This is a genomic window from Frankia sp. AgB32 (genome assembly GCF_023243045.1).
GTDB lineage: Bacteria > Actinomycetota > Actinomycetes > Frankiales > Frankiaceae > Frankia.
Genome location: NZ_JALKFX010000018.1, coordinates 39,474 through 65,109, shown reverse-complemented (window position 1 = coordinate 65,109; position 25,636 = coordinate 39,474). Strand labels below are relative to the sequence as shown.

The window sequence follows — 25,636 nt, the reverse complement described above, 5'->3', positions numbered from 1 at the left end:
GGCGATGAGGCCGTCAGCCGAGCTGTACAGCCTCGCGGATCCGATCTTCTTCGAGGATCCCCGCTACTGGCGGCCACGCGAACCGACGTTCCGACCCGGCCGGGAGGCTCTCCCTCACGGTTGGACACGCGCACACCACGACGGCTGGATCGTGTGCACGCCGCCGGTCACCTCGCCGCCGCCCACCCAGGGCTGGAAGATCCACGTTTCAGCCACCCCGGACAACGCTCATATCGCCGTGGAGGTCGCCGCCCGGCACTGCTTCACGCGAGGCGTGGCGTTCAAGTTCCTCGCGACTCCCGGTCTCGTGTTGGCGTACAACCTCAAGTACGCGCCCCGCGCGTCCAGCGGCAAGGTGGTCGCGATCTACCCGCGGGACCCCGCGGAGTTGCGCCGCAGCCTGGAGCAGCTGGACGCCGAACTCGGTGGCGCCGACGGCCCGTACATCCTCAGCGACGTTCGCTATCGAGACGGGCCGCTCCATGTCCGCTACGGCGGCTTCACCGCGCGGTACGTCTGGACGCCAGACGGCGAGCGGGTGCTCGCGGTCGAGCGTCCGGACGGCACGCTTGTGCCGGACGAGCGGCGTCCGATCTTCTCCCCGCCGAGCTGGGCGGAGGTTCCCGATGTCCTCGCCAACAGCATCGACGCCCGTCGTCGCGCGGGTTCGCTGGTGGGCTACCGCGTCACCGAGGCGATGCACTTCTCCAACGGAGGTGGGGTCTACGCGGCCGTCCGGGAGGAGGACGGCCGCGCCGTCGTGCTGAAGGAGGCGCGCCCGCACGCCGGGCTGGGCAGCGACGGCCGGGACGCCGTCGACAGGATGGCAGCGGAGGCGTGGGCGCTGCGACGGCTGGCAGGCGTCACCGGTGTCCCCCGCGTGCTGGCTGAGCTAACCGTCGCCGGGCATCGCTACCTGGTCCTGGAGCGGATGTCCGGGGGCTCCCTGCAGCAGTGGCAGGCGCGGGAGTTCCCCCTGGTGCGGGAGGCCCCGAGCGTCGCCGAGCGGCAGGCCTACACCACCCGCGCGCTGGCGCTCGCGGACCGGGTCGGCGCGCTCGTCGGCCGCCTGCACGACCGCGGCATCGTGTTCGCCGACCTGCATCCGGCCAACATTCTGGTCAACGAGGACGACATGGTCAGCTTCGTCGACTTCGAGTCGGCCTTCGACATCGCCGAGGACCGCCGGCAGACGATGGGGCACGCCGGCTTCACCGCCAGCGGCAAACGCGGCCGCGACATCGACCTGCACGCTCTGGCGGTGCTGCGGCTGTGGCTGTTCCTACCGCTGACGTCACTGCTGAGCCTCACGCCGGACAAGCTTGACGATCTCGCCACGGCGGCCGAGCGGAACTTCGAGCTGCCAACCGGCTTCGTGGCGACCATCCAGGCGGTCGCGGGCCGGTCCCCCGAGCGCGCGGTCCCCCCCGTCGCCGAACCCGGCGCCGGACAGGACGACCCACACGACCGGACGCCGCCGGTCACCCGCGGCGGCGGACTGCACTGGCCGGCGGCGCTGGGCTCCATGGCGGCGGCGATCAGGCGGGCCGCGACCCCGGGGCGCGCGCACCTTCTCTTCCCCGCGGACCTCGAGGTGTTTCGTACCGGCGGCGCGACGTTCGCCCACGGCGCCGCCGGCGTCCTGTGGGCGATGCGGGTCGCCGGATTCGACCTCGACGCCGCGCACGAGCGGTGGCTGCTGGCGCGGGCAGACCAGCCCGCGACCCGCCCGGGGTTCCTCGACGGCGCGCACGGCGTCGCTCACGTCCTCGATCTGCTCGGTCAGCCCGCCGCGGCGGCGGCGCTGGTGGACCGGTGCGCCGAACTGGTCGAGGAGACCACGAACGTCACCTTGGCCGCAGGGATGGCCGGGATAGGCCTGAACCTCTTGCACCTGTCCACCCGAAGCGGGGACCACGGTGACTATGCCGGTTACGCGAGCGTGGCGCGGCGCCTCGGCGAGCGGCTCACGGCCGCGGTCGACGACGGCGCACCGCACGGAGTCGACCGGCCGGCCGGAGATCTTGGCCGGGCCCGGAACGCGGGAACGTGCGCAGGCCTGCTGCGCGGCTGGTCGGGACCCGCGCTGTTCCTGTTGCGCCTGTCCGAGGCCACGGGCGAACGGCGGTGGCTCGACGCCGCCGTGCGGGCGTTGCACCGCGACCTCGACCTGTGCGTGCCGATGCCGGACGGCTCTCTCCAGGTGAACGGCGGGTTCCGGGCGCTGCCGTATCTGGACGTCGGTAGCGCGGGCATCGCACTCGTCGCGGCCGAACTCCGCGCCCACACGACCGACGAACGCGTTCTGGCCGCGCTGGCGCCGCTGAGCCGGTCGTGCCGCAGCGCGTTCACCGCGGACGCGAACCTCTTTCATGGACGCGCTGGACTGGTCGCGACTTTCTCTCGACTTTCCCACACCATTCCCGATATAGTGGGGACAGCGCGAGTGCGAGACCAGCTGAATAATCTCGGATGGCACGCGCTCGCCTTCCATGGACATGTCTCCTTTCCCGGTGACGGATGTAGCCGCTTGTCCATGGATTTTGCAACGGGCAATGCGGGTGTATTGGTGGCGGCAGCGTCCGTCCTGGACCCCGCGGTGCCGTTTCTACCCTTCCTGTCTCCAGTCGGAGACGCGCCGGCCAGCCAGGCCTCGGCCGTCGAGGCCACACCAGGATCCGATACAACAGACTCCTCCGGATGTGTGGTCGGGAATCAGAGCAGCGACCGAAAGGTGCGAACATGACCGTCCTCGACCTCCAGGGCCTCACGACCGAGGCGGCGGAGACCGCCCTACTCGGCAGCACGATCAGCAACAACTGCTGATCGCACCATCCGATCAGCGCAGCCGCGCTGATCGGCCTCCCGGTGTCGAGAAGAGGGGGTGATAATGCGATGAGCGTTTTCGACCTGCAGGACCTGGTGACCGACGCCGCCGAGTCCCTGCTGCCATCCAGCACCGTAAGCAACAACTGCTGAGAAAGCCGGAGCTGGGGCGGGCGCGGGCGCCGCTTTCGCGCCCGTGTCCGTCCCGCCTTCCGCGGAGGTCCAGCCATGCCCGGCAGGCACCGGGATTTCGGCGCTGTCCGGGAACACCAGTACGGGGTCCTGCGAACGGCTTTCGGCATCAGCCTCGTCGGCAACAGTGTCGGCGGGGTCGCCTATCCGCTGTTCGTGCTCGACGCCGTCGGGGACATCGCCTTCACGGGAGCGGTCGTCACGGTTTCCATCGTCGCGTCGGTCCTCACCGGAGTGTTGATGGGGCCGTTGCTGGACCGCTGGGGCCTGCACCGGTCCTGGCTGGGTTCGGCGTTGATCGGTGCCGGGGCCAATGCATCCACGCTCGTTCTGTACCTGACCGATGCCCTGCCCGCCTGGCTGCTGCTGTTCCTCGCGTTCGTGCGTGCCGGGGCGGACGAGCCGGGCCGGGTGGCCACCTTCGGCCTGCTGCCCGCGGTGGCCGGCGAGTCCGGGCGGACCCTCGAGCGCGCGAATGCGACGCTGCGAGGAATGAACGCGCTGGCGAGCCTGCTCGGGCCGATTCTCGCGGGGGTCGTCGTCGGATTTCTCGGCAGCCCCGTCACCGTCCTTCTGGAGGCGGTCGCCGGCGGCCTGACCGCCGTCATCCTCGGGCTGCTCCTGGCCGCGCCAACGGCCACCGCCGAGTCCCGGGCGACCAACGGACAGTCGTACTACGAGCACCTGCGGGTCGCGCTGCGTTTCTTCTGGTACGACCGGCTGCTGCGGGTGCTCGTCATCAGCACCATGGTGTTCGCGGCGCTGGACACCGGACTCGCCTCGATCGGACTCACCATGTATGCGGAGGAGGAACTCGGATCAGCGGCCTGGTACGGCGGCCTGGTGAGTTTCTTCGGGGCGGGGTCGCTGGCCGGCACGATCGCCTACGGGGTCATGGGCCATCGGATGCCCCGGCGGGGCGTCTATCTGGGTGCCTATCTGTCATTCGCGATGGTGGTGCTGACGCTTGCGGTGGTGACCAGCGTTCCGATCGCGCTGGCGGCAATGTTCGTCGCCGGCCTCGTGATCAGTCCCGTCGATCTGTTGTACATGCTGGTACTTCAGGAACGGGTACCCGAGCGCGTGTTCGGCGGGGTCGCGAGCCTCGCCACCACGGTTGTGTCCGCACCGAGCCCACTCGCGGTCGCACTGCTCACCTGGATGATCTCGGCGAACGGTAGTCGCCGGACCTTCCTCGTACTCGGGTGCTGCTATCTTGGAGTCGCTTTCGGACTGTTTTTCATCCGGCCACTGTACGGCCTGCGCTCGGTCTCGCTGTCGTCTCCGGGCGACACGTCCCGATCGTCCGCGGGTTCCGATCAGTCCGGAGCGGAGGTTACCAAGGAGGCCCCGTGTCGGCGAATGTCAAGTCTCTGATCACCGGCGCGTTCATGCTGGTCGTGGGCCTGATCCTCTACTTCACCACGGACGCGGTGCATACCCCGGTGTTCACTCTGACCAAGGTGGGCGTCGTGCTGGTGGTGCTCGGCGTCATCGAACTGGTGATCACCACGACGGTAATGGTTTTCCCGCCCAAGAAGAGCCAAGGGCGCTAGCCCGGGGGTGCCATGGATCTGGGATTCAAGCTGGTCGGGAGCAACGCAACCTGGACGTTTCACGCCGACCACGTTGTCATTGAGTACGCAACCAGTCTCGATGTTCCTCGACTGCTGCGCCGGATCGGTCGGCGGGTCGTCCCGAATGAGGCGATCGCGGACGCGGGCGTTGGTCGGGGGGACGGTGCCTGGGTGCTGTGGCTCATCCTTCGCGCCGGCGCCGACCCATACCTGACAGCGGCCGCTGGCCAACTGCCGGACGATCACGATCCGCACCGGTTGGAACTCGACAACGACCAGGCGGACCTGGCCAATTTTTATGCCCGTGACCTGCGGCTGCGTGCGGGTACGAAGCCTCTGCACCCCGCGCCGAGCCCACTTTTCCTGCTGGCCGCCGACCCGCTCCCACTACGGTTGAAATGCTACGACGGCGAGGCTCATCTCGATGCCGACGTGCTGCGTTTCCGCTGGAACAGCGCAGCAAGTCCGATCAAACGTGCGCTGGGGACGAGCGTTTATCCGCTCTCAGCCCTGGAGAGCGCGGAATGGGTGCGGCCGGGACTGCTGTCCGGTCACCTCGCGGTCCACGCCACCGGCGACAGTGCCGGTGCACTCGCACCCGAAGACGACCCGCGGGTGATTCTGTTCGGTCTGGGGTACGGCGGACTCGCGCGCTCGTTGCCGTTCGCCGCGTCCCTGCTCGTCGAAATTCAACGAAACAGTCCCGACGGTCGCCCGGCGGAGGCACTCGCCCCGGGCAATCGCGCACGAGCCAGTCATCAATCACTCGACCGGCCGTGACCGCTGGGTCACGGCCGCGGTCTGGAGGCGCAGGTGGCCGATGCGATCTACTTTCCCGGTCTGGTTCCCACCACTTTCCCCTCGATCGCCGATTTCTTCACCGGGAATCCGTACGCCCGCAAGCGGACCGCGATCGCGGACGACATTCTCGGATATTCGCTGATCGCGGCGTACGAGCGGGCGGACGTCTACGACTGGGAGGTCTACGAAGCTGGTTTCATGGCGCTGAACCTCGCCCTCGCGGACTGGGCCGGTGACTGTCTCGACCTCGATCCGGTGGTGTTCGGTGGCCAGAGTTTCGGGGCCATCGTCGGCGCTGTCTACGCCGGGGCGCTCGACTACGCGGACGGGCTGCGGCTGGTCCGCGAGAGCACCCGGGTGGAGCTGGACTATTTCGGCGGGCTCACGGAATCGCTCGGCTGCTTCTTCTTCTATCGGCTGGCGGCCGACGACGTCGACGCTCTGCTCGAGGAGTGCCGGGCGGAGGGCCACCGTGTCGAGGGCTCGATCTACCTCGACAACCGGGTGTACGGCGTGTCCGGCACGATGTCGGGCCTGGAGCGCCTCCGGGAGCTGGTCACGCGGGCGGGCGGACGTGCCTTCTACCTGATGAACCGGGCGGAGCACTGTCCGATGGTGGCCGACCTGCGGCAGCGGCTCGAGGCCGAGGTGTACAGCCGGCTCACCTGGCGTGACGTGCGGCTTCCCATGATCTCCGACGTCACCGGGCGCCTGCTGACCGACCGAGTCGCGATCATGAAAGACCTCCTTGACGGCTGGACCACGCCGGTCCACTGGTCCACAGTCGCCGCGGGAATCCAGGCGAGCGGAGCGGACCGGGCCTTCGTCGTCGGCCCCCGCAACATGTTCGCCCGGCTCACCGGCGCGAGCGTACCCACCGGAATGATCACCCCCAGAACGGTCGCCGACTTCCCGACAAAGGGCTTCCGCCTTCCCGCCGCGCGACCCGCGGCGGCGCCGACGCCTGCGGCGGTGACGGTGCGGTGAGCTCCCCCGCTCATCCCGGCTGTTGGCACGCCGTCGTCGCCTTCCTCACCGCGGCCGGCGCCGACACCGTCTTCGGGCTGCCAGCCGACGACCTGACGCTGCTCGCGGCCCTGCGGGACGGCGACCCGGCGGGCCGTTCCCCGCGCATGGTGCTTTGCCGGGATCAGCGCAACGCGGCCTTCATGGCGACCGGCTATGCGATCCAGTCCGGCCGACCGGGTGTCTGCGTCGTCGGCAAGGGCCCGGCTTCGACGAACGTGCTGACCGGTGTGCTGGAGGCGGCCCGCTCGGCGGCGCCGCTGCTCGTGCTCGCCGCGGGCACCGCCGTCGAACGCCGGGGGTCAGCGGCCTTTCAGGAACTGGAGCAGCTGCCCCTCATGGCGCCACTGGTGAAGTGGGCGCACCGGGTCGACCATCCGGACCGCGTCCGGCCCGCGCTGGACCGGGCCTGGGCCGTGGCGGTCGGCGGCGTACCCGGCCCGGTCTACCTCGAACTGCCGGACCAGCTGACCAACACACCCATCCCGGCCGGGCGACTCCCGAGGATCACGGTCGAGTCGACGGCGTCCTACCGGCCGCCCGCGAACAGCGACGCGTTGGCCGCGCTGCGCGGCTCGCGCCGCCCCGTCCTGCTGGCCGGTGGCGGCAGCCGCCACCGCAATGCCGAGGGGATCCTGGAGCTGCTCGCGGAGCGCCTTGGCGCGGCGATGTTCAGTACCGCTTCCGGGCGCGGCACCCTCGATGAGGCGAACTCACGCTTCCTCGGCCTGTCAGGCCTCTACCTGCCGGCCGCCGCCGCCCCGCTGTGGGAGCAGGCGGATCTGGTGGTGGCCCTGGGCAGCCGCCTGGAGGAGACCGCGACGTTCGGGTGGTCCTCGCCGCGCGTGGTGCAGGTCAACCTGGCCCCCGAGGAGTTCTCCGCCGAGTTCGACGGCCCCCGGGTGCTCGCCGACGCGGGGCAGGCCGCTGCCGCGTGGTGCGCCGCGCTGGCCGACCACGTACCCGACGCCGGCTGGCAGCGGCGCCTCGCCGAGACGCGCACGGCGATCGACGCGGCGGCGAAGGAGGTGCTGGCCGGCACGTCGGCGATCGCCCACCTGCTCGCGACGATGGACGGACTGCTCCCACCGGACCGGATAGTCGTCCAGGAGAACGGCCTGCAGGACATGTGGTCCTATGTCTTTCCGCACCTGCCGTGCCGGGCTCCGGCGGGCTCCGTCGTCCCGTCCGAGCAGACCAGCCTCGGGTTCGGGGTGGCCGCGGCCGCGGGCGTGGCGCTCGCCGCGCCGCGCCGGCAGGTCGTCGCCTTCGTCGGCGACGGCGCGTTCACCCTCGCCGGTGCGGATCTGGAGACGCTCGCCAGCGAGCACATCGGTGTCCTGTACGTGGTGCTGTGCAACGGCGGGTACGGCTGGCTGCAGTCCCAGCTCGACCAACGGGGCCTCGCCGGCGATCGGTTCGTGTTCGCCGACGGCGGGCTGCCGCTTCTTCGCCCCAGCGGCCCGCGCGTGTCCCACGCGGTCCTCGAACGTCCGGAGCAGGCCGAGGAGGCGCTACGCCGGGCGCTCGAGGCCTGCGCCGAGGGACGGCCGGCGGTGCTGTTCGTGCCGGTGGACCTCGCCGACGCCCCGCCGGGACTGTCCGACGTCGACGGCGACTTCCCCGGGAGTGGACATGGTGCATGAGCCGATGAGGCGGCTGCGGCGGCGCGTGGTGGTCACGGGCTGGGGGGCGGTGACGCCGCTGGGGCTCGGAGTGGAGGACACCTGGGCCGCGATGGTGGCCGGCCGCAGCGGCATCGGCGCCATCAGGAGTTTCGATGTCTCCGACCTGAACACCCGCATCGGCGGCGAAGTTCGCGGCTTCGACCCGGACGTGTACGTTCCGCGGAAGGTGAGCCGCCGGCTGGACCTGTACGCGCTGTACGCGCTGGGCGCCGCCACCCAGGCGGTGGAGAGCGCCAAGCTGGAGATCGACGAGGGCCTCGCCGACCGCGTCGGCGTCCTCGTGGGCAGTGGCTACGGCGCGGTCAGCTACAACCACACCGTCGCCGACACACTGCGTGCCAAGGGGCCGCGGGCGATCAGTCCGTTCGCCCAGGTCGCCGGGGCCATTGACAACGCGGCGGGCGAGATCAGCATGCGTTTCGGCGCGAGGGGGCCCAGCCGGGCGCAGAGCTCCGCCTGCGCTACGGGCACCGATTCGCTCGGCGAGGCCGCCCGCTGGATCCAGTTCGGCTTCGCCGACGTCGTCATCGCCGGCGGAGCGGACAATTGCGTGACCCGCTGTGAGATCGCCGGCAGTGGCAACGCCCGAGCGCTGTCGGTCCGCAACGACGAACCAGAACTCGCCTCCCGGCCGTTCGACGCCGACCGTGACGGCTTCGTGATGAGCGCCGGAGCGGGGATCATGGTGCTTGAGGAGGCCGAGCACGCGCTGGCCCGCGGCGTACCGATCCTCGCCGAGCTGATCGGCTACGCCGCCACCTCCGACGCCCACCACTGGACGTCACCGCATCCCGAGGGCGCGGGCGCCAAGGCCGCGATGCGCGCGGCACTGGACGACGCGTCGATCGAGCCCCGTGCGCTCGACTACGTCAACGCGCACGGCACGAGCACACCGGTCGGGGATGAGCGCGAGGTCCACGCGGTTCGCGAGGTGCTCGGTACACACGCGACCAGCATCCCGGTCAGCTCGACCAAGTCGATGACCGGACACATGATCGGCGCCAGCGGCGCCGTCGAGGCGATCGTCTGCTGCCTGGCGATCCGGGACGGCATCGCCCCGCCCACCATCAACTGCGACCGTCCCCTGGATACCGAGATGAACTTCGTCGCCTGCCATGCGCAGAAACACGACATCCACGTCGCGATGAGCAATTCCTTCGGCTTCGGCGGTCACAACGCGGTGGTGATCCTTCGCCGTTGGGCTTCCGCCTGACCAGGACCAGTTCGCCGCGGGCGTCCCGGTCGGGGACGCCTGCGGCGGCTGAGTCGCCGTCAGGTCGACGGCGTGGGGTCCGCGCCCGGGCCGGGGATGGTGGCGCCAGCGCGGCGACGGCGCCGGTGCCGCGCGCCGACGATCAGGATGACGGTGAGCACACCGATCGCGCCGATCCCGGCGGCCAGCGCGTACCAGCCGGTCGAATAACCGGTGATCAGGTAGCGGTGCGAGCCGGGTCTGCGGGGGAACTCCACCGTCGTGGTGACGCTGTGCTCGACGAGTCCGCTGCGCAGCGTCACCGTCGCGCTCCACGGTCCGAGCGGGAGGGTGCCGTCGAGCGGGATCGAGACGGGGCTGGTCCCGCCGGGCGCGATCGTCGTGCCGAGCGCCGCCCGGAACGGCCCCGCGCGCAGGCCGCCGGGGCCCTTGTCCAGGTGCACGTCGCCGGACATGTCCAGGGCCCGGCCGCCGGTGTTGCGCACGTCGGTCAGCAGCGCGGTCCGGCCGTCCTCGAGCCGGCTCGCGGTGAGGGCCGCGATGCTGAACCCGGCCGCTGGCGGCCCGCCGGGGCCGATGTCGAGGTACATGCGCACGCCGACCCGGTTGACCATCCGCACGCCGCCGCTCGTCGGCGCGCCCGCCGCCTCGGCCCACACCACGCCGTAGTGCTCACCCGGCGAGGCGTCCTTCGGGACGTTGACGGCTACTTCGGCGTTGCGGCGGGCGTGCGGGGCGAGCTCGACGGTCGGCGGGTCGACGGAGGTCCACGTGGTCAGCTCGTTACGGCCGTGACCGTCGGCGAAGTGGAACCCACCGTCGTTGATCGTGGCGGCCGCCGGGTAGAGCGAGACGGACAGCGGGGTGCTGGCCTCGTTGTAGACCTCGACCTGCCGGCGCAGCACCGTGCCGGGGTTGAGGTGGTCGATGATGTACTGCCGGGCCCGCGGGTCGTCGCGCAGCGACTCGCTGACCTCCGTCAGGCGGATGCCGAAGCGGTTCTTCTTCCCGTCGATCGCCGCGAGTTCGTGGCGCGCGGGCGGTGCGGTGCCGGCCCGCTCCCCGGCGAGGGCCGCGGCCGGCGTCGCGGGCCCGCTGGTCACCAGGAGCAGGCCGGCCACGGTGACGAGAGCACCGAGAGTCGTCCCAGACGTCAAGGCGGGCAGCAGCTCGATCTCCGCCAGGCTCGGCGCGGTGACGGTGACGGCCGACAGCACGGGTGGCAGCTGGATCGCCTCCGTCTCGGCGTCGGCCTGCACGACCGGCACGGGCCTGTCCTACCAGCGGATCGGGGCCAGCTCGGTGCAGTACCGGTCCGGCCCGGCGACGGCGGTGACGGGCCAGATGACGGTCGCCAACCCCGGCCAGTCGTCCACCACGTCGGTGACGCTCGGCGCCACCCGCCAGACCTTCTCCGGCTCCGCGAACCGCGGCGCGGCCAGCTCGGTGACCTGGAACCCGACGCTCACCATCGCCGTGCCCACGAACATCGTCGTCGGAACCTACCGGTGCAGCCTCACGTTCTCGGTCGCCTGACCGGTCCCCGCCCGCTCAGGCGGGGACCGGTCCGACTCCCGTCGTCAGTTTCTGCAGGCGGGCGACGTTGTCCCCCACCGTGTCATCGGTACGCGGGACGTAGTGCGCGTCGAAAGCGATCTTGCGGCCGTTCTCCAGGAAGTAACGCAGGAAGGCGACGGTCGCCGGCTGACGCAGCGCGTCGGTGCGCGCGTAGACGTACAGCGGCTTGCACAGCGGCAGGTAGAGACCGGTTCCGACGGCCACCGCCGTCGGCGCCACGCAGCCCTCACCGTTGTTGATCTCGACTCCGCGCAGCCGCTGGCCGAACGTCTCGTAGGTGGGGTAGTCCAGGAAGCCGATGGACAACCGGTCACCGGCCACGTTGTTGGCGACCCCGCTGAGGTCCGTCTGCTGATAAGAGCGGGACCGGTCACTGGCGTCGCTGATGGTCGCGTTGAAAACCTGCGCCTGCACCGTGGTGCGAGCCGGGCCGACGAAGTTGATCGGCTCGTCCGGATAGGACCTGTCGATCTGGTTCCACCGGGTGACGGTGGAGTCGGCCCCCCAGATCTGCCGGACCTGCTTGAGGTTCAGGCAGCGCAGCCAGGTGTTCTGTGGATTCACCACGATCGGCAGGGTGTGGTGGGCGACCTCGAAACCGACGAGCTTCTTCTGGCAGGACGGATCCTTGAGCGAACCGGGATTCGGTTCGAAGGAGGCGTCGGCGAGGTCCGCCTTGCCGCTGCACAGCGCGTCGAAGCCGTCCTCGGTGCTCGTCGACTCGACGTTCACGGTGACGTTGCGCTGGGTCTGGCGGAACTCGTTGTAGGCGGTCTCGGCGATCGGCGCGACCTCGGAGGATCCGGCGACGCGGACGAGGTTCGGCGCCGCCGACGGCTCGGGCGGCGCGGTCGTCGGCGGGATCGGGTCCGTGGTCGGGAACGCCGACGCCGTCGCCGCCGGGGACACCGAGGCGGTGTCGGAGCCGGAGTCACGGCCGGTGAGAAGCACGCCGGCGGTCGTTCCCGTCGCGACGAACAGGACGGCGATGATCGCGGCCGCGATCATCGCGCGCCGCGACGCGAAGATCCCGCCGCGGTCCGGCTCGTTCTCCCGGTGGCCGCCGCCCGCCGGCGGTGGCCCGCCCGCCGGCGGCTGGGCCGCGCCGAGCGCGGTCAGCGCCCCGGTGCCACTGAGGCCGACCGGCGCGGCGCTGCCCACTGCCGCCGCGGCTGCCGCGGCTGCCGCCGGGCCCGCCGGGGAATGGTCGGCGGCGAGCCAGCCGGCCTCGCCCACCGGCTGCACCCCGGGCCCGTACCCCAGACCGACCGTGGGCATGGTACCGCCGCCGACCGCAGGGTTGAGCACCGTCGCGTCGTACGAGCCGTCGCCCGCGGCCGCGGCCGCCGCGGCGGCGGCGGGCGGCGGGGTGCCGCCGGACATGAACGGCGGCAACGAGCCGAGGCTCGCCGCGTCGGGCGGGCGGATGACCGCGGTGACGTCGTGCGGTTCCTCGGCCGGCGCCGCGCCGAACACTCCCGTGCCGTGGCGGGTCGCGCGGTCGGCGAGGTCCGCGGCGAGCAGGGCCGCACCCATCGCCAGGTCCGCGTCCGAACGGTGCTCGATCCGGTGGATCTCCGGGAATGCCTCGCGCAGCCGCCGGGCGACCAGCGGCAGGTAGGTGACGCCACCGGAGAGCAGCACGCGGGACAGGTCCGCCGGCGACGCCGGCACCGACCGCAGCGCCCGGCGCAACGCCTCGACGGTGTCCTCGATCGTCGGCCCGACCAGCGTCTCCAGCTCGGCCCGGGTCAGCGTGACCGAGGTGTCGACGCCGGGCAGCGCGACGGACAGCTCGACCTCGTCCTCCTCGGCGAGGATCTCCTTGGCCTGGGCGGCGTCACGGCGCAGGCGGTCGAGCGCGACCCGGGTCGCCGCGTCAGCGCGGTCCAGCCCGGCAGACGCGAGGCCGGCCCGGGCGAGCGCGCGGTCGACCAGCAGGGCGTCGACATCCAGCCCGGCGCCGTGGCGCAGGCCGGCGGGCGAGCCCACGACCTGGAATCCGAACGGGGAGAAGGACAGCACCGCGGTGTCGGCGAAGCCGGCGCCGAGGCCGTACCAGCCGACGAGGTCGACGGTCTGGGTCACCGAGGCGCGGGCGAGCAGAGTGCCCATCGCGTCGGCCGCCGCCACCGCCGTCACCGGCATCTCCAGGCCGGAGAGCTGGGCGACGGCGTCGACGAACGCCTCGCGCCGAGACGCCGGCCAGAAGCTCGGATACGTCACGACGACCTGGTCAGGCGGCCCGCCGAGCTGCTCCGACGCCGTCGTCACCAGATGGGCGACGAACCGGCCGAGCAGGCTCTCCCGACTGTAGGCGGCGCCGCCGAGCAGCACCTGGCCCTCGTCGCCGAGGCGGCGCAGCAGGTCGGTGGCGGCGCGGTCCGGGTCGGTCCAGGCCCGGCGCTGCGCGGCACGGGCGAACAGCGGGCTGGCGCCCTCCGGCGCGTAGACGACCGAGGGCAGCCGACGCTGCCCGCCCAGTTCAAGTACCCGGGGCCAGCCCCCGTCGGCGATTCCGACGATGGTGTGCGCGGTCCCGATGTCGATGCCTAGCTGATAACCCACCGCGTCTCCCGACCCACGCCATCACGGGAGGCGTCCCCCCCACGGGAAGCGCACCCGACCACCGGCGTCTCTCTTACCCGGATGGTGGGAATATCGTAGGACACCTGACCAGGCATTACGTATGTCCGGTGGCGGACAGAAAAACAGATGATCGATCTGAACCGGGCCACCCGGAAATCCGATTCGGAGAGTAACGAAGCCGTTTCGGCGCGCGGAGTCCACGGACGGCCCGACGTCAACCGGGCGAGGACCGCAACGTGCGACACCGCCGAGTGCGCCGCGGCGCACTGTCGGGTGCTCGGCGGTTCACCGGTCGCGGCGGTGGACCCACCGATGGAAACGGCGAACCGGCGGACGGCCGCGGGGACGTTTGTCAGCGGTCCACTACGATCTGCCTGAGCTCGCGTCAGATCCGACATGTCGTTTCCAGGCAGGACCGAGGGGGTCGAAGGACAGTGGCCGAGAACAGCGGCGCCGGGAACGGATCGTGGAACTTCCGGTCCGCCGCCGCCGTCCCCTCTGTGGACCGGCCCGAGGGCGGCTCGGTCGACCTGCGCACCGACATCCCCCATATCGCCCGGGTCTACGACTACTGGCTCGGCGGCAAGACCAACTACGCGCCCGACCGGAAGGTGGCGGAAGCGGTCATGGCCGCCATGCCGGCGGTCACCGAAAGCGTGCGCGCCAACCGGTCCTTCCTTCGCCGCGCGGTGCACCTGCTCGCCGCCGAGCACGGCGTCCGCCAGTTCCTCGACATCGGCACCGGTCTGCCCGCCGTCGACAACACCCACGAGGTCGCCCAGCGCGCGGCCCCGGACGCCCGCATCGTCTACGCCGACAACGACCCGATCGTCCTCGCGCACGCCCGCGCGTTGCTCACCAGCACCCCCGAGGGACGCACCGACTACGTGCACGGCGACGTCCGACAGCCCGAGGAGATCCTGGCCCGGGCCGCGCAGACCCTCGACTTCACCCAGCCGATCGCGCTGATGCTCATCGCGGTCCTGCACTGCATCGCCGAGGAGGACGACCCGTACACGATCGTGCGCACGCTGTCCGACGCGATGCCGCCGGGCAGCTACTTCGTCCTGACCCACCCGGTCCCGGCGACCGACGCCCCCGCCGGCGACGTCCCGGCGGAGGACCTCGCGGCCGCCTACGCCCTGCTGCGGGAGGCCTCCACCGGCAGCATCCACGCGCGGACGACCGAGCAGATCAGCCGCTTCTTCGACGGCTGGGATCTCCTCGACCCCGGCATCGTCCTGGCCACCCAGTGGCGCGCCGACGAGTCCGAGTCCACCGTGATCCGCGTCGGCATCGGCCACCGCCCCGCCTGAGCGACCGCCGCTCTGACTACTTGACCCAAGCCTCAGTACAACACCTCCGCTTTTCGCCTCAGGTCGGAAGATGCTCGACGAAAAGACCAATCAGGATCCTTCCGCCAGTACGCCCATCACCCGGAAAGAAGTGAATTCTATTTCGGTGTCGAGCCAGTTTCGTGTGCCATTCTCATCGGAAGAGAAAGCCTTCGTACTCCACGTCACGCTTCCGCATGAGCGCGGCCGATCCGCGGGTCTTGCCTTCGATGCTGACGTCGATCCCAAGCCGGGCCGAAATCTCCGCGGAGGAACCCCGTTCGGCTACAAAATGCTTTAGAAAATAATCATTCAATGCGCCGAGATGCAGCACCACCGTGTCCCGTACGTCGTAGCCGCCAGCAAATTTGCGAAACGACAGCTTCGGCGCGAAACACAGGCCGGGGAATGCCTTCTCGGCAAGGGAGAAGAAGTGCCGTTCGTCCGTCGCCTCCCACCCGATGAGCGCGCGGTAGAAGAGTGGCACGTCCGCGGCGCGGTCAAGGATCATGATCTCAGCCTGGAGGTGCTGGGCAGTCACTCGACGGAGCCCGGCCAGCTCTCGCCAGGGAAGGGAGAGAACCCCCGCATTCCCACCATCGGCGGCCAGCTGTACAGCCCGCGCCAAGCCGAGGCTGTACGAGGCTGTATCGTCAACATGCACGTCACCGTCGACGGCGATCGCCGGATCGGCATCCCAGTCGACGCATTTGTCGAGTAATCGCATGAGCAGAACGCGGACGTCTCGGTCGATACGCGGCGAGATCGCCAGGGCACTCCCGACATCCGCCCCGAAGACGAAAGCGACCGCGCCCCACCCGCGGAGGATCCCTACCGTTTCTCCCGAGCCTCTGATATCCGCCAGAAGCTCGACAAAGGCGATGATCTCGCCTTCGACGTCACCCCAGCCAGTGAGCCCCGCGCAGGAAAGTGCCTCTTCGTCGACGATGAATCTCACTGCGACCGCCTGCGGATCCTGGCGAGGCTGGCCAGATCTCGCTCGCCCTGATCGAAGAATCCAGCCGGCCAATCGGTCAGCGCTCCGGATTCAAGTATCCCGACCGCGGTACGCTCTCCATTCCCAAAGTAGTGGAGGACCGCGTGGCTCGCTGGCAGCGTGCGCTCCTCGGCCACACCAAGACGTATGCCGTCGATTACATGATCGCTATGAGTCTCGACAATTGTCTGCACACCAGACGCCGCGAGCCGTGCGAGGAATCGCCCCATCGCCGACTGCCCAGCGGGATGGAGATGCGCCTCGGGGTTCTCGACGATGAACAGCGATGCCGGCCGCGCGGCGAGGCCAGCCACGCAGATCGGCAGTGCATAGGAGAGCCCGAACCCGACATTCGCCGGCCGCAGCCACGGCGTCAGTGCGTCGGGGTCCCGAAAGCGGATCATCGCCGCGTTGGTGCCCTGTAGCCAGGTGGCGCTCACGAGAACGGGCCGAACGATCTCCGAAAGCCAGAGTCCCGTCTGACCACCCAGCGTGATCGAATGATCATGTTCCACGGTCTCTGGATGGCGACGCTCGACAGGTACCTGCTCGCGCTCCCTGCGGGCAAGCAGATGGGCGGTGTACTGCCCCCGGTGGCCGACCCGCAGGCGGCCGTCATCCAGAGTCGACACCTCCAGCAGGTCTCGCGGTCCCAGCCGTTCCGCCGACAGGTACGTGTCGATCGGCACGCGCGGGCCATGGCGGTCAGACCGCTCGCAACGGAGGTAGCCAGCGCGGTCGTCAGGAACGGCGAAGTCGGTCCTGCAGATCTGCCCGTCGATCACCCGGACCGTCGTGATGGCGCTGTCAGCGGCCTCCGCGTAGAGCACATCCGACGCCTCCCCCAGGGCCAGACCGTGTTCCCCGTTGAGAGGGACAAGCTCTCCATCGCGATCCTCAGCAAGATCCGCCAGAAGAAGCGCCTGAATGACCGTACTCTTGCCTGAGCTATTCAGACCAGTCAGCACAGTAAGGGGCAGGAGATCCAAATCCAGATCGCGAAAAATCTTGAAGTTTATGATCTGCACATTCGTGATCAACGTGCACTCTCGATGATGCTTCGAGTCATCAGGAAGCGGTTACGGACACGCATGCCGTCTCCCGTCGAGGCAGTGACGGCGGCAATGTATTCCGGCTGGTCCCGCATCGCCAGCCGCGCCCCCCGCTGAATCTTTGCGATGGCGTCCCTGGCCTCGACGGGACCGGAGCGCGCCAGCTCGACACTCCAGCTCTCGAAGAGGGCACGATTGAAAGGGTTACGACGGTCATCGCCGAGCGGCCATTTCCGGAAAGCACGATCCCCGAAGGTCTCGATACTGGTGCGCAGACCGATGATGAACTTCTTTTCAATCTCTCGGAGCAGCGCATCCGGCACCTGCCGGGGATCGTCCAGCATCTCGGTCGCCCGCTGCAGGAACCTGTCCATCGGCGGCACGTAGTCCTGCTCCCCCATCAGCCAGAAGGCGCAGAACCGCAGCGCGACCTCATGGTCGATCATGCGTCGCTGACGCTCCAGCGCGCCGCCGGTAGCAATCGCGAACTCCGGAACCTCCGTCAGACCCCGAAGAAAGTCACGGCTGCGCCGATCACTCATACAATGCCGAATTTCCTGCGCATTCAGGGGTGTCCCACCGGTGTTGATTCGACGGAAGATGTCGTACATCACCGGGCGCGGCGTGGAAGGATCGATGACGTTGACGACTATCTGCGTGTTGTTCAGCCGCCGCCGCCAGAGCGCGGGAAGGTCCCCGAAACGCTTTCCAACCACATCCGTAAGATATTCGACCCCTACCAGCGGAAAGCCACCGGATCCCTTCGGGCCGCCGCGGACGAAGTCATGGATGGTGGACAGCCGCTGGACGCCGTCGATGACCCGCAGGGTTCCATCGATATCCTCAGCGAAGTAGAAGGCCGGCAACGGGATCTGTAGCAGTACCGACTCGATGAGCTGGGCCTTCTGCACTGGTTTCCACACCCGCAGGCGCTGGAAGTCCGGTGCGAGATCGAGTGACTCCTCGTCGATCGAGTCAAGCATGTTGCGCAGCGAGAAGGACTTCGTACTGACCCGGATGCTTTCGGGATTCCAAGGTCGGTCAATGTCCTGGAGGTCGCTGTCCTGTTCCTCCTCCACATCCAGCGGCGTGTTGCCATCATGCTCGACGATCGCGGTCACCGATTCCACTGACATCGTCTCCATCTCGGCCGTCGGCATGGAAGCGGCTCGGCCGGCCACGTGCCGACCGCGGCTTCCTGGCACCGACCATCGCCTGGACAACTGTGCTGTCAGGCCCACGGTGATCGACGTGGTCTGTCACGACTGTCGGCATCCCTGCCGGCGAGCCACGTCGATGCCGGTGCGGCTCAGTCGGTGGGGCGGGAAACGAGCGTCGGTTCGTTGAAGGCGCCGAGGATGGCGTCGGCGGCCAGCGCCGGGGTGAGGGTGCCGTCGCGGACGCGGCCCTCGAGGTCAGGGGTGATCTCCCGGACGCGTGGGTGGGAGCGCAGCGCGGTGGTCAGGCGGTCCTGGACCATCGCCCAGGTCCAGTCGACCTGCTGACGGCGACGACGGGCGGCCAGCGCGCCGGTGGCGTCGAGGGTGTCCTGATGTTTGACGATCTGCGCCCAGACGGTGTCGATGCCGGTGCGCTGCTCGGCGCTGCAGGTCAGCACGGGGGTGTTCCAGTCGCGCGGCCCGGAGGCGCCCTGCAGCATCCGCAGCGCCCCGGCGAGCTCGCGGGCGGCGCGGCGCGCGTCGAGCTCGTGCGGGCCGTCGGCCTTGTTCACCGCGATGACGTCGGCGAGCTCCAGCACGCCCTTCTTGATGCCCTGCAGCTGGTCGCCGGTGCGGGCCAGGGTGAGGAACAGGAAGGTGTCGACCATGTCCGCGACCGTGGTCTCCGACTGGCCGACGCCGACCGTCTCGACGACGACGACGTCGTAGCCGGCCGCCTCCATGACGACCATCGCCTCCCGGGTGGCCTTGGCCACGCCGCCGAGGGTGCCGGCGGTCGGCGACGGGCGGATGAACGCCGCCGGGTCGATCGACAGCGCCGCCATCCGCGTCTTGTCACCGAGAATGCTGCCGCCGGTGCGCGTCGACGACGGGTCGACGGCGAGCACCGCCACCTGGTGGCCGCGGCCGGTGAGCATGGTGCCGAGCGCGTCGATGAACGTCGACTTGCCGACGCCGGGCACGCCGGTGATGCCGATCCGCCGCGCCTTGCCGGCGTGCGGCAGCAGGCTCACCAGCAGCTGCTGCGCCAGCTCACGGTGGTCGGCCCGGGTGGACTCGACCAGCGTGATGGCCCGCCCGATCCAGGTGCGCGACGAGGCGAGCACGCCGTCCGCGTACTCGCCGATGTCGATCGGCCGCCGGGTCACGATGCGAGCGATGTCATGGCTGCGCGGCGCCGGCCGTCAGGCGGCGGCGTGGCCGAGCTGCGTGGACAGGGTCGTGAGCAGCTCCAGCGCCGCGTCGGCGATGACCGTCCCCGGCGGGAAGATCGCCGCCGCGCCGGCGGCCCGCAGCTCGTCGAAGTCGCCCGGGGGGATGACCCCGCCGACCACGATGAGGATGTCGGACCGGTCGAGCGCGGCGAGCTCCTCGCGCAGCGCCGGCACCAGGGTGAGGTGCCCGGCGGCGAGCGAGGACACGCCGACGATCTGCACGTCCGCCTCGACCGCCTGGCGGGCGACCTCGCCGGGCGTCTGGAACAGCGGGCCGACGTCCACGTCGAAGCCGATGTCGGCGAAGGCGCTGGCGATGACCTTCTGGCCGCGGTCGTGGCCGTCCTGGCCCATCTTGGCGACCAGGATGCGGGGGCGGCGGCCCTCCTCGCGCTCGAACGCCGCGGCGGCGTCGCGGGCGGCGACAATGTTGCCGGCGGGTCCCGCCTCGTCCCGGTACACGCCTGAGATCGTACGGATCTGACCGGAATGACGCCCGTACACCTTCTCCAGGGCGTCGGAGATCTCCCCGACGGTCGCCCGGGCGCGGGCCGCGTTCACCGCCAGGGCGAGCAGGTTCTGCTCCAGGCCGGGGGCGCGCCGGCCGTCGCGGGCGGCGTCGGCGGCGGCGGTCAGCGCGTGCAGCGCCGCCTCGACGGCCGCCGGGTCGCGCTCGGCGCGCAGCCGGTGCAGCTTGTCGATCTGCTCGGTGCGCACCGCCGAGTTGTCGACCTTGAGGACCTCGATGGCCTCGTCGGCGTCCACCCGGTACTTGTTCACGCCGATCAGCGGCTGGCGGCCGGCGTCGATGCGCGCCTGGGTGCGGGCCGCGGCCTCCTCGATGCGCATCTTCGGGATGCCGGCGTCGATGGCCTGGGCCATGCCGCCGGACGCCTCGACCTCGCCGATGTGCGCCCAGGCCCGGGCGGCCAGGTCGTGGGTGAGCCGCTCGACGTAGTGGCTGCCGCCCCACGGGTCGATGACGCGCGTGGTGCGCGACTCCTGCTGCAGCAGGAGCTGGGTGTTGCGGGCGATGCGGGCGGAGAAGTCGGTCGGCAGGGCGAGCGCCTCGTCGAGGGCGTTGGTGTGCAGCGACTGGGTGTGGCCCTGGGTCGCGGCCATTGCCTCGACGCAGGTGCGCACGACGTTGTTGAACACGTCCTGCGCGGTCAGCGACCAGCCGGAGGTCTGCGAATGGGTGCGCAGCGACAGCGACTTGGCACTCTTCGGGTCGAACTGCTTCACCAGCCGCGCCCACAGCAGGCGGGCGGCGCGCAGCTTCGCGACCTCCATGAAGAAGTTCATGCCGATCGCCCAGAAGAACGACAGCCGGGGGGCGAACGCGTCGATGTCCAGGCCCGCCGCCAGCCCCGCCCGGATGTACTCCACGCCGTCGGCGAGGGTGTAGGCGAGCTCCAGGTCGGCCGTCGCGCCGGCCTCCTGCATGTGGTAACCGGAGATGGAGATCGAGTTGAACCGGGGCATCCGCTGCGAGGTGAACGAGAAGATGTCCGAGATGATCTGCATCGAGGGCTGCGGCGGGTAGATGTAGGTGTTGCGGACCATGAACTCTTTGAGGATGTCGTTCTGGATGGTGCCCGCGAGCTGCTCGGGGGCCACCCCCTGCTCCTCGGCCGCGACGATGTAGAGCGCGAGCACCGGCAGCACGGCGCCGTTCATGGTCATCGACACGCTCATCCTGTCCAGCGGGATGCCGTCGAAGAGCTGGCGCATGTCGAGGATCGAGTCGATGGCGACGCCGGCCATGCCGACGTCTCCGGTGACCCGCGGGTGGTCGGAGTCGTAGCCGCGGTGGGTCGGCAGGTCGAAGGCGACCGACAGGCCCTTCTGGCCGGCGGCGAGGTTGCGCCGGTAGAACGCGTTCGACGCCGCCGCCGTGGAGAAGCCGGCGTACTGGCGGATCGTCCACGGCTGGGTGACGTACATCGCCGGGTACGGGCCGCGCAGGTACGGGGCGATCCCCGGGTAGGTGCGCAGGAAGTCGAGCCCGGCGGTGTCACCGGCCGTGTAGAGCGGCTTGACCGCGATGCCCTCGGGAGTGTCCCAGGTCAGGGCCTCGACGTCCTTGCCGGTCTCCGCCTCGACGGCGGCGCGCCACTCGGGCTCGGCGGCGTCGGCCGCAGCCGGCACGGTGCCGAGCTCGACCTTGGAGAAGTCCGGGATCGCGGTGGAACGCGAATCCGTGCTGTCGACGGTCATCAGGCCACTCCCGCCTCGGCCAGCGTCGCCTGGAGCACGGCGACGGCGTTGCATCCGGTGAACACGTACCCGTCGATGCCCGCGTCCGCGTCGGACTGGGCACGCGAGCCTGGCTGGCCCGCGAGCCACACCTGGCGGGCACCCGCCGCCCGCAGCGCCCGGGCGACGCCCGCGGCGTGCTCGGCGTACACCTTGTCGCCGGAGCACAGGCAGGCGACGGTGGCGCCGGAGGCGGTGAAGGCCGCGGTGATCGCCGCCGGGTCGGTGCCGACGCCGGACGTCGGGGTCTCGAAGCCGCCGGCCTGGAACAGGTTGGCGGCGAAGGTGGCGCGCGCCGTCGACGCGGCGGCGCTGCCGAGGGTGACCAGGAATACCACGGGACGCGCGCCGGCCGCGGTGTGGGCGTCCGCGCGGGCGCGCAGCGCCTCGAAGTCGGCGTCGTAGTGGATCACCGGGAGGCCGGGGCCGGCGCCCGCGGGGGCCTCGACCGGCTCGACCGGTAGCGGGGCCCGTTGCGGGAGCTTCTCGCCGACGTTGGGGAACTCGCTGACGCCGGTGAGCGGGTCGCCGCGGTGGGCGATCGCCTCGGCGCGGGCCGCGGCGGTGACGGCGATCCGCTCGGCGACCATGCCGGCGCGCAGCGCCTCGACGATCCCGCCGGCCGCCTCGATCTCGGTGAACACCGACCAGGCCGCCTCGGCGAGCTCGACGGTGAGCGATTCCACGAACCAGGACCCGCCGGCCGGGTCGATGACCCGGATCAGGCTCGACTCCTCCTGCAGCAGGGTCTGGGTGTTGCGGGCGATGCGGCGGGAGAAGTCGTCGGGCTGGCCCAGGCGGGTGTCGAACGGCAGCACGGTGACCGCGTCCGCGCCGCCGACACCCGCGCCGAAACAGGCCAACGTGGTCCGCAGCATGTTCACCCAGGGATCACGCCGGGTCATCATCGCCGTCGAGGTGACCGCGTGCTGGCGCTGGCCGCGGGCGGCCGGTTCGGCCCCGCAGACCTCGGCGACCCGGGCCCACAGCCGGCGCGCGGCACGCAGCTTCGCGATCGAGGAGAACTGGTCCGCCGTGACCGCGTAGCGGAACTCCAGCTGGCCGAGGGCCTCGGTCAGGCCGAGGCCGGCGTCGGTGAGCGTCCGCAGGTAGGCGACCCCGGTGGCCAGCGACGCGCCGAGTTCCTGCGCGTCGCTGCCGCCGGCACGGTGGTACGGCTGCGCGTCCACGACGACGGCGCGCACGCCGGGGAACTCCCGCACGCACCGGGCGGCAAGGGCCGCCGCGTCGTCGAGCCCCGGCACGTCACCCGCGGCCACGCCTGTCCGCGCGGCCCGGCCGATCGGGTCGGCGCCCAGGCTGCCGGCGAGCTGCGAGCCGGGCAGCCCGCGGGCGGCGGCGAGCCGGAACAGCTCCTCGGCGGCCGGCACCGTCTCGGCGCCCGCGTCCAGGACGATCGGCGCGAGGTCGAGGTATACGTCGGCGAGGACCGTCCCGAGGGCTTCGACCGGCAGCCCACCGGGCCCGAGCCGCAGCCAGAGGCTGGTCACGCCGTTCTCCAGATCGGTGAGAACGGCCTCGCCGGCGGCCTTCGCGTCCGGGCCGGCATGCAGGGCCCGGACGTCCCAGCCGGTGGCGCCGGCGCCCTGCGGCCGGCCACCGCGGACGAACGGTGCCAGTCCTGGCAGGCCGACCGCGGTCGCGGGTGCGTCGTCCGCGGTGTACAACGGCCGGATCCGCGGACCGTCGTAGGTGCGCGTGGTCAACAGGCCCTCTGCGGCCTCGGGCGTGGCCGTCTCGGTCGCCGCGCCGGACTTGCGCAGCACACCGAGGACGAGCTTCTGCCACTCGGCGCGCGTGGCCTCCGGAAAGTCGGCAGCCAGCGACATTCCGGCCGATGGAACGGTCATGCACCGGATCGTAGGCGTGGGACGTCCGACGGGCTGGGAATGTACTTCCCGTCACATGACGTTGCGTGAGTTTGGCCTGTTGGTGGCGCTGATCACGAGGCCCGCGGGGACACCTCCTCCCGGCCGGCGAGGACCCGCTCGACGGCGGCCACGATCTGGTCCGGATGCCAGGCGAGGTCGAGCACGCCGAAGCGCAGAACGGTCCATCCGTGCGCGGCGAGAAGGTTGCCGCGCTGGCGTTCCCGGTGCAGGGCCCCGGCCGAACCGACCGCAGCGCAGGTGTCGGCCTCGACGACGAGGCGGTGGGAGGGCCAGGCGAGGTCGAGCCGGGCGACCACCTGGCCGGCGGCGTCCGTCACCGGCCACTGCAGGTGGCTCGGGGCGAGTCCGGCGTCGGCGAGCAGGAGCCGAAGCCGCGACTCCAGGGCCGACTCGGCCCGCCCGTCGGCCAGCGACCACCATGCGTCGACGGTGCGGAAGCCCCGCCGGCCGGCCGCTGCCCGGCGCGCCGCCCGCAGGTCCGCCACGACGCCGCTGCGCAGCGCGCCGTCCATCACCGCGACGGCCGCGTCGCGGGTCGAGGCGGCGAGGACCAGGTCGGCCAGCGTGCGCGCGGGCGCGGTGACCGGGATTCCGGCCAGCGTCATCCGCTCGCCGGCGGGTAGGTCGGTGAAATGCAGCCGGATGCCGCGCGGCTGTGCCCGGGTGAGGCGCGCCGGCAGCATCAGGTGCACCGGTTCCGGCCGATTGTCGGATTCGACCGCGGGAAAGCCGAGCAGGCCCGCCGCGGTGGCGCCGCAGACAACTGCTCGCGGCCGGCCGACGAGCGCCGCGCGTGCGCGGGCCGCCAGCGCCGACGGCGGCGCGCCACGGGCGGGCAGAATCGCGACGACCTCGCCGCCCGGGTCTCCGCCGCTCAGGGCGCTGCCAGCCGGGTAAATGCAGCCGGCGGCACCGCGGGCTGTCGCGGGCGCTCCGGCCACGGGCGGGACGCGTTCGGCCCGGCCCGCCCCGGGCACGACGAAGGCACCCCGGACCGGGTGGCCCCACTGGTCGGACTGCACGAGCTGGCGAAGTTGACCGCGGGTCAGGCCGGCGGCGATCGCCTGTCGGAAGGTGATCATCCCGCCCTGCCGCCGGGCCAACGCGACGGCGGAGTCGAGGCCTGGATACGCACGGGCGGCGGGTCGGGTCGGCGGGGTCGAGGCCGAGAGCGAAGTGGTCATGCTCCGAGAATCCACCACGCCCCGGCACCGATCCAGCATCAGGAAAGACCTGTGGATAACCATCTGGACGATCATCTGTATTCAGATGGAATGGGCGTTACGGTCGGCGTCCGGCCCTGTGGCAGCCATTCTCGCCGGCAGCGGAAACCGCGCTTTGGCAAATGGCCAGGAAGGCCGCTGCAACCCGCAGCCGAAGACCATGACGGAAAGGTTCCCGAGCGGCCCGGGTCAGGGCGGAGCGTCGCTCACGCCGCCCTGCTCGCGAGGCCCCGGGCATAGTCCAGCCACCACTGACCGGCCGCCGGCCCGCCGTTGCAGGCTCCGTCCGACTCTCCGGGCACCTTGATCCACAGGTAGGCGTCTGCGCGCGGGTCACCGGTCTGACCGGTGGGCGCGACCCCCAGGCCACGGTCGGGCGGGTTGCACCAGGCGTTGTCCGGGGCGGGCCCGCGGCCGTTGCGGGAGGTGTCGACGACGAAGTGGGCGCCGCCGCCGAGGGCGGCGACGACGGCATCGCCGTAGGCGGTCTCGTCGGCGGTCTCGTCGAAGTTGGAGACGTTGAGGGCGAACCCACGGGCGCGATCCACGCCGGCCTGCCGCAGACGGGTGGCCGTGTCGGCAGCCGAGTGCCAGGTCGCGTTCCCGGCGTCGATGTACACGTCGGCGCCGACGGCGGCGAGCTGGTCGACGGCGAATCCCAGCATGGCGTAGCGGGCGCCGGCCGCGGCCGGCGACAGGCAGTCGACCTGGGCGAGGGCGTCCGGTTCGAGGATGACGGCGGCGGGGCCGGTGCCGATCCCGGCGGCGAACGCGGAGATCCAGGCCCGGTAGCCGGCCTCGTCGGCGATTCCACCGGCGGACTGGCCGCCGCAGTCGCGCTGCGGGATGGCGTAGGCGACGAGCACCGGTAGCGCGCTGGCGGCACGGACCACGCGGACCCGGTCGGGGGGGCCCGGGCGCCCGGGGGGCGGGGGCGGGGCGGGCCGCCCCGCCCGCGGGGGGCGCGCGCCGC

19 protein-coding genes are annotated in these 25,636 nt (G+C 71.0%); 8 read left to right on the top strand and 11 right to left on the bottom strand.

Annotated features, from left to right (window positions below):
- The first annotated feature begins 4 nt into the window (after window positions 1-4).
- The 7 genes from lanKC to fabF all read left to right on the top strand — a co-directional run bounded on the left by lanKC (window position 5) and on the right by fabF (window position 9,323).
- Window positions 5-2,746, top strand: coding sequence for a class III lanthionine synthetase LanKC (gene lanKC / locus MXD60_RS08200; RefSeq protein WP_248818391.1), 2,742 nt, complete (start codon window positions 5-7; stop codon window positions 2,744-2,746).
- A gap of 308 nt (window positions 2,747-3,054) precedes the next feature.
- Window positions 3,055-4,395, top strand: a complete 1,341-nt coding sequence (locus MXD60_RS08195; RefSeq protein ID WP_248818390.1) for an MFS transporter — start codon at window positions 3,055-3,057, stop codon at window positions 4,393-4,395.
- On the top strand, window positions 4,371-4,574 hold the full coding sequence (locus MXD60_RS08190; RefSeq protein ID WP_248818389.1) for a DUF5708 family protein: 204 nt from the start codon (window positions 4,371-4,373) through the stop codon (window positions 4,572-4,574). Before MXD60_RS08195 ends, MXD60_RS08190 begins: the two co-directional genes overlap by 25 nt.
- 12 nt (window positions 4,575-4,586) lie before the next feature.
- Entirely contained in the window at window positions 4,587-5,375 is a 789-nt protein-coding gene (locus MXD60_RS08185) for a DUF4429 domain-containing protein (protein ID WP_248818388.1), read from the top strand.
- 33 nt (window positions 5,376-5,408) lie between these two features.
- Entirely contained in the window at window positions 5,409-6,383 is a 975-nt protein-coding gene (locus MXD60_RS29330) for an ACP S-malonyltransferase (RefSeq protein WP_248818387.1), read from the top strand.
- On the top strand, window positions 6,380-8,068 hold the full coding sequence (locus MXD60_RS08175) for a thiamine pyrophosphate-binding protein (protein ID WP_248818386.1): 1,689 nt from the start codon (window positions 6,380-6,382) through the stop codon (window positions 8,066-8,068). The genes MXD60_RS29330 and MXD60_RS08175 overlap by 4 nt, the downstream gene beginning before the upstream one ends.
- Complete coding sequence (fabF, locus tag MXD60_RS08170) at window positions 8,058-9,323, top strand: beta-ketoacyl-ACP synthase II (RefSeq protein WP_248818385.1); 1,266 nt, start codon at window positions 8,058-8,060, stop codon at window positions 9,321-9,323. Before MXD60_RS08175 ends, fabF begins: the two co-directional genes overlap by 11 nt.
- 59 nt (window positions 9,324-9,382) lie before the next feature.
- On the opposite strand, the gene MXD60_RS08165 is transcribed toward fabF, so the two are convergent.
- The 3 genes from MXD60_RS08165 to MXD60_RS08155 form a co-directional block, all read right to left on the bottom strand.
- On the bottom strand, window positions 9,383-10,591 hold the full coding sequence (locus tag MXD60_RS08165) for a DUF916 domain-containing protein (RefSeq protein WP_248818384.1): 1,209 nt from the start codon (window positions 10,589-10,591) through the stop codon (window positions 9,383-9,385).
- A gap of 9 nt (window positions 10,592-10,600) precedes the next feature.
- Window positions 10,601-10,813, bottom strand: coding sequence for a hypothetical protein (locus tag MXD60_RS08160; protein WP_248818383.1), 213 nt, complete (start codon window positions 10,811-10,813; stop codon window positions 10,601-10,603).
- A gap of 61 nt (window positions 10,814-10,874) precedes the next feature.
- Window positions 10,875-13,469, bottom strand: a complete 2,595-nt coding sequence (locus tag MXD60_RS08155) for an Hsp70 family protein (protein ID WP_248818382.1) — start codon at window positions 13,467-13,469, stop codon at window positions 10,875-10,877.
- 455 nt (window positions 13,470-13,924) lie between these two features.
- On the opposite strand from MXD60_RS08155, the gene MXD60_RS08150 reads away from it, so the two are divergent.
- Entirely contained in the window at window positions 13,925-14,806 is an 882-nt protein-coding gene (locus MXD60_RS08150; RefSeq protein WP_248818381.1) for an SAM-dependent methyltransferase, read from the top strand.
- A 172-nt stretch (window positions 14,807-14,978) separates the two neighbouring features.
- Here the strand turns inward: MXD60_RS08150 and MXD60_RS08145 are convergent, their stop codons facing one another.
- The 8 genes from MXD60_RS08145 to MXD60_RS08110 all read right to left on the bottom strand — a co-directional run.
- Window positions 14,979-15,782, bottom strand: a complete 804-nt coding sequence (locus MXD60_RS08145; RefSeq protein WP_248818380.1) for a hypothetical protein — start codon at window positions 15,780-15,782, stop codon at window positions 14,979-14,981.
- Window positions 15,779-16,861 carry an AAA family ATPase gene (locus MXD60_RS08140; RefSeq protein ID WP_248818379.1) on the bottom strand — a complete coding sequence of 361 codons (1,083 nt, stop codon included), beginning with the start codon at window positions 16,859-16,861 and terminating at the stop codon, window positions 15,779-15,781. Before MXD60_RS08140 ends, MXD60_RS08145 begins: the two co-directional genes overlap by 4 nt.
- The gene (locus tag MXD60_RS08135) at window positions 16,858-17,994 is read right to left on the bottom strand and encodes a GmrSD restriction endonuclease domain-containing protein (RefSeq protein ID WP_248818378.1); all 1,137 of its coding nucleotides are present in this window, start codon (window positions 17,992-17,994) and stop codon (window positions 16,858-16,860) included. The genes MXD60_RS08140 and MXD60_RS08135 overlap by 4 nt, the downstream gene beginning before the upstream one ends.
- A gap of 188 nt (window positions 17,995-18,182) precedes the next feature.
- Window positions 18,183-19,202 carry a methylmalonyl Co-A mutase-associated GTPase MeaB gene (gene meaB / locus MXD60_RS08130; RefSeq protein ID WP_248818377.1) on the bottom strand — a complete coding sequence of 340 codons (1,020 nt, stop codon included), beginning with the start codon at window positions 19,200-19,202 and terminating at the stop codon, window positions 18,183-18,185.
- A gap of 36 nt (window positions 19,203-19,238) precedes the next feature.
- Window positions 19,239-21,488, bottom strand: coding sequence for a methylmalonyl-CoA mutase (scpA, locus tag MXD60_RS08125; protein ID WP_248818376.1), 2,250 nt, complete (start codon window positions 21,486-21,488; stop codon window positions 19,239-19,241).
- A complete protein-coding gene (gene mutA / locus MXD60_RS08120) occupies window positions 21,488-23,398 on the bottom strand; it encodes a methylmalonyl-CoA mutase small subunit (protein WP_248818375.1) in 1,911 nt (636 codons plus the stop codon). The genes scpA and mutA overlap by 1 nt, the downstream gene beginning before the upstream one ends.
- A gap of 92 nt (window positions 23,399-23,490) precedes the next feature.
- On the bottom strand, window positions 23,491-24,624 hold the full coding sequence (locus MXD60_RS08115; RefSeq protein WP_248818374.1) for a type IV toxin-antitoxin system AbiEi family antitoxin domain-containing protein: 1,134 nt from the start codon (window positions 24,622-24,624) through the stop codon (window positions 23,491-23,493).
- A gap of 245 nt (window positions 24,625-24,869) precedes the next feature.
- A partial coding sequence (locus MXD60_RS08110; RefSeq protein ID WP_248818373.1) for a glycoside hydrolase family 6 protein occupies window positions 24,870-25,636 on the bottom strand: 767 nt, incomplete at its 5' end.